Genomic DNA, 4,357 nt, shown 5'->3' on the forward strand with positions numbered 1-4,357 from the left:
GTGCCATGAAGCGCGCCGTGCAGAACGCCATGCGTATGGGTGCCCTGGGCATCCGCGTGAACGTTGCCGGTCGTCTGGGTGGGGCAGAGATTGCCCGCACCGAGTGGTACCGTGAGGGCCGCGTGCCGCTTCACACCCTGCGTGCCGACATCGATTACGCACATGTCGAGGCGGAAACCGCCTATGGCATCATCGGGATCAAAACCTGGATCTTCAAAGGCGAGATCATGGAGCACGATCCCCAAGCGCGTGACCGCAAGGCACAAGAACTCCAGGACGGTCCGGCCCCACGTGGCGCCGGTGGCCGTCGCTAAGGGAGAGTAGAGATGCTTCAACCAAAGCGTACGAAGTTCCGTAAGCAGTTCAAAGGCTCGATCAAGGGTAAGGCAAAGGGCGGGTCCGACCTGAACTTTGGCACCTACGGCCTGAAGGCGCTGCAGCCTGAGCGGGTCACCGCCCGTCAGATCGAAGCTGCACGTCGTGCGATGACACGTCACATGAAACGTCAGGGCCGGGTCTGGATCCGGATCTTCCCCGACGTGCCAGTGACCGCCAAGCCGATCGAAGTGCGGATGGGTAAGGGTAAAGGCTCGGTCGACCGTTGGGCGGCTAAGGTCAAACCCGGCCGCGTGATGTTCGAGATCGACGGTGTGAATGATGATATTGCGCGTGAAGCGCTGCGTCTGGCGGCGATGAAGCTGCCGATCAAGACGCGGGTTGTCGTCAGAGAAGATTGGTAAATCTTCTCTGACCGTGCGCGGCAGGGTATTTGCCAAAGGCAAATGCACGAGAGCGGCACCCGGTAGAGTTTGAGAGCCCCCGGCGCGAGAGCGTCGGGGGTTTATTTTTTGGTACAAATTCGTATCATTAACACATTAAATCTGGGCTTTGCTGGAAATGACTGAAAACGAGAAGTACCCTAAAGTTATTGAGTTTCTTAGGTATGACACTCCGACGACCCGAGCCCGATTGAACTTTGTCTCTGTTAGAAAGGCTGATCCCGATTTAGCTGTCAGAGTAGAAATTGTGAGAAGCCGAGTAATAGAATTGCAAGGAAAGTTTCGTTCTGACGCAGATTGGGCTTTGAAAAACTACAACTTCTTCATTGGCGGAACGGTTCTTATCGCAATCGTTTCAATTCTGTTAGGTGCGTCGGCATCGTTCATCAATGGCGCATCAACTGCGATGGCGGTTTCGATCGCATTTGCAACGCTTGCGGCCCTAGTGGGCGCGGTTTCACAGGCGCAAGGTTGGCACAAGAGGTATGCCGCAATGTTTGCTGCAGCCTGGGCATTAAAGGGCCTTCGAGTGAAAATTGACAGCGCGATACTAAACCGCCTTAAGGCAGCCAAAGTGAGTGGGAAGACGAAAAATGACGCGGATGTGCCAATTGAGGAATGGGTACGTGACTTGGAGAGAGTTTTATCCAGTTTCGGCGACGATTATGGCGGCTCTCTATCCCCACCCAAAATTCCAAATCTGCGTTGATTTGTAAGGATTGTTGAAGAAAACTCGCCATACCTCTTTTGAACGCGCCATGGCCGCGAGTGCGGAATCAAGGCCGCAGGCCGCCGCGCCATCGACGGGCCACCCCCGGGCCTGTCGATTGGGTGATGTCTACACGTCTCTCGGATCGAAGATGTACTTGGCTGCCATAAAGTGCTGCAGAATAGTCGTTGGATCGACAGACCGTGGCCTGTCGGTGGCGCGGTTCGTATCCAATACAAAGGGCCAACACCCGTGTGTTGGCCCTCATCCGGTAAGGCGGAGCTGAGGTCCGCCTCTCTCAGCTGTCGATATCGGAAATCAGGTCGGGGTTGGTCACCAGGTTGCGCACGCCGTGGGCCTTGCGTTCGTCAAAGATGTTTTCGGCGAACCATGCCCGAATGCTGCCGATATGGACCTTTTGCACCTCGGGGCGCACGCTCCAACTGACCTGAATGGGCGAACCCTTTTCATTGTAGCTGGGGCCGGTGGTTGATCCGGCATAGGTGATGGGCGTGCCCGTGTCGGACGGGATGTTCAGCGCCTGGTGGTAGCCGTCCACCATACCGACCTTGGTCAGTTCGACGAAGTCACCTGCGCTTTCATCGTTCACCAGAACGAACACCTGTGTCTCGACGCGCAGTTGGGGGTTGATGATCGCGTCGCTCAGGCAAGAGGCGAGCGTAGGGCCGGGTTCGACCAATGCTGTGCTGTGCACATAATGCACTTCGATCGTGTCGCCGGGTTCCAGCGCGCCGTTCTTGCCCGCTGGGCCAACGAGATAATCGACTGGTGCCAGTTCCGCCTCGGTCAACTCACCATCATAGGCAAAGCCGGTATTGTAGCCCTTGCCGTCGCCGTTGCCGATATAAGTGGTGAACTCGCCGCCCGAATGCTCGGCTCCTTCGTGGAAGTGGATGTTGCAGAGGTTCATTTGCGTATAGGCGGGGGCCGCCTCGAACGCGCGAGCGTTGTTGCCGGTGAGCGTATTGAGATCGCGCGGTGCCTGTGGTCCATATCCCTTGCCCGCGGTCTCGGCGGCCAATGCCGTGCGTTGGGCGGCGATGACCTCATCGCTGACGGGTGCATCTTCCGCGAAAAGCAGGGCAGGTGAAACAAACAGTGCGGTCGTTGACAGGGCAAGGCGCCAAAGGGGCATTAAGGTCATCCTCCGAAAACAAAGTGTTGCGTTTCAGAGAATATGTTCGACTTGGGGTTGTGGCCAGCTTGCTCCGCCGACTTGGCCTGACAGTTTCGTTATCCTATTCCCAGCCGTAGTTGAAACTGACCGACACGCGCTCGTCCTCGGCCATGTTCATGGGAACTTCGTGCCGCAGCCAGCTTTCCCAGAGTAAGACATCGCCCACGGAGGGTTTGGCGTAGTGGAATTGTTGCAGGTCTTCAGGCGCATCCTTGGTGCGGCCCGGTGAGGCCATCATCATCGGCAGGCGGGGGTCTTCCAGTTTCAAGGCGCTCGTGCCTTCAGGCATTGCCACATAGGTCGTGCCCGAGATCACCGAATGGGGATGGATGTGGCTGGTGTGAATGCCGCCCTCGGGCAGAATGTTGATCCAGATGCTGTCGAGCTTCAGTTTCTTGTCGCCCAGGTCGAACGCCAGTTCTTTGGCGAAGGCGGTAACGTGGGCGTCGAGCGCTTTGACCAAGTCTGCAACGATCGGGAAGCGCCAGGGGAGATCGTCGAGCGAGGCGTAGGAAGTGTAGCCGGGATAGCCCTCGCGCTCGCACCAGTCGTGGCCCGCCTCGTCATCCTCGGCGATGGCGTAGCAGTGTTGTTCGAGCTCGTTCGGGTCGACCTTGGGGTCAAATTCGGAGAGCGGCGCGTGATAGAGGCGGGTGGCGAAGAGTGATGTGATCTTTGGCATGTCCGGCTTCTATCGCGGCCGCGCCCTGAACGCGAGAGGGTCAAAAGACCTGTTGCGATCTGCGCGACAGAAAAAATCCGTGCCCATCCTCGTTGCGGCACGTCAGGCCCGTCCGTTCAGACGTGCAGGTTATGCCGCCGAATGTTGCAGTCACACCATAGTCGGCCTGCGATTGCGCGTCTCGGTTGCGATCCAGGGGGCGACAATCCATCGATACGGGGCCTCGATTGCCCATCAGGAAGATGTGTCCCCAGCCAGATGAGGTGCAGCCTTCCGGACGCGGGTAGGCCAAGGGGCCGCCACGTTCGATGATGGTGCAATAGATGTCAGAAAAATTCACTTCTTGGCCCACCGAGCACTGAATATTCTCGGACGGTGTTTCAAAGGACCAGACATCGGCATGGGTTGGTAAGGTGCTCAAAATCAAAATTACAAATGCAATGCGACTGGACAAGGTCCCCTCCTTGACGTGATCCACTTTAACGTAAACACCATGACGAGATTGGACCACCGGTCAATACTCTGAAAAATCCTTCGTCAGGCGCTTGCCAGCGTTGATCAATGGGCCTATACGGCCACTCTATTCACCCACTCCACGGGAATCGGTGTAACGTCTTTGGCGGCACCCTCGTGATGTTGAAAAGGAAAATGGCGATGAACGCCCAGGAACTTCGGGATAAAACCCCGGACCAGCTGCGTGATGAGCTGGCAAATCTGAAGAAAGAAGCCTTTAACCTGCGTTTCCAGCAGGCCACAGGTCAGCTTGAGAACCCGGCGCGTCTGCGCTCGGTCCGTCGCGACGCAGCCCGCGTCAAGACGATCCTCAATGAACAAGCCCGCAACGCGGCAGAGTAAGGAGAGCACGAAATGCCCAAGCGTATCCTGCAAGGCGTCGTGACCTCCGACGCAAACGCACAAACAGTCACCGTGTCCGTCGAGCGCCGCTTTACGCACCCGGTTCTGAAAAAGACCATTCGTAAGTCCAAGAA

General features: G+C 57.1%; 8 protein-coding genes. 5 read left to right on the forward strand and 3 right to left on the reverse strand.

Annotated features, from left to right (window positions below):
* From rpsC to AC6RA8_RS21480, 3 genes are all read left to right on the forward strand, one after another.
* A partial coding sequence (gene rpsC, locus AC6RA8_RS21470; RefSeq protein WP_500355739.1) for a 30S ribosomal protein S3 occupies positions 1-314 on the forward strand: 314 nt, incomplete at its 5' end.
* Between the two features lie 12 nt (positions 315-326).
* A complete protein-coding gene (gene rplP / locus AC6RA8_RS21475) occupies positions 327-740 on the forward strand; it encodes a 50S ribosomal protein L16 (protein ID WP_189371464.1) in 414 nt (137 codons plus the stop codon).
* Between the two features lie 157 nt (positions 741-897).
* The gene (locus AC6RA8_RS21480) at positions 898-1,488 is read left to right on the forward strand and encodes an SLATT domain-containing protein (RefSeq protein ID WP_500355741.1); all 591 of its coding nucleotides are present in this window, start codon (positions 898-900) and stop codon (positions 1,486-1,488) included.
* A gap of 298 nt (positions 1,489-1,786) precedes the next feature.
* Here AC6RA8_RS21480 and AC6RA8_RS21485 read toward each other — a convergent pair whose 3' ends face one another.
* The 3 genes from AC6RA8_RS21485 to AC6RA8_RS21495 all read right to left on the reverse strand — a co-directional run bounded on the left by AC6RA8_RS21485 (position 1,787) and on the right by AC6RA8_RS21495 (position 3,822).
* Complete coding sequence (locus tag AC6RA8_RS21485; protein ID WP_500355743.1) at positions 1,787-2,644, reverse strand: delta-class carbonic anhydrase; 858 nt, start codon at positions 2,642-2,644, stop codon at positions 1,787-1,789.
* Positions 2,645-2,747: 103 nt separating this feature from the next.
* Entirely contained in the window at positions 2,748-3,368 is a 621-nt protein-coding gene (locus tag AC6RA8_RS21490; RefSeq protein WP_500355745.1) for a TIGR02466 family protein, read from the reverse strand.
* 40 nt (positions 3,369-3,408) lie between these two features.
* Positions 3,409-3,822, reverse strand: coding sequence for a DUF6636 domain-containing protein (locus AC6RA8_RS21495; protein WP_500355747.1), 414 nt, complete (start codon positions 3,820-3,822; stop codon positions 3,409-3,411).
* Between the two features lie 200 nt (positions 3,823-4,022).
* On the opposite strand from AC6RA8_RS21495, the gene rpmC reads away from it, so the two are divergent.
* Both rpmC and rpsQ read left to right on the forward strand, forming a co-directional pair.
* A complete protein-coding gene (gene rpmC / locus AC6RA8_RS21500; protein WP_039688614.1) occupies positions 4,023-4,223 on the forward strand; it encodes a 50S ribosomal protein L29 in 201 nt (66 codons plus the stop codon).
* Between the two features lie 12 nt (positions 4,224-4,235).
* The coding region (gene rpsQ, locus AC6RA8_RS21505) for a 30S ribosomal protein S17 (RefSeq protein ID WP_500355749.1) at positions 4,236-4,357 on the forward strand (122 nt) is incomplete at its 3' end.

It is taken from the genome of Tateyamaria sp. (assembly GCF_059783535.1).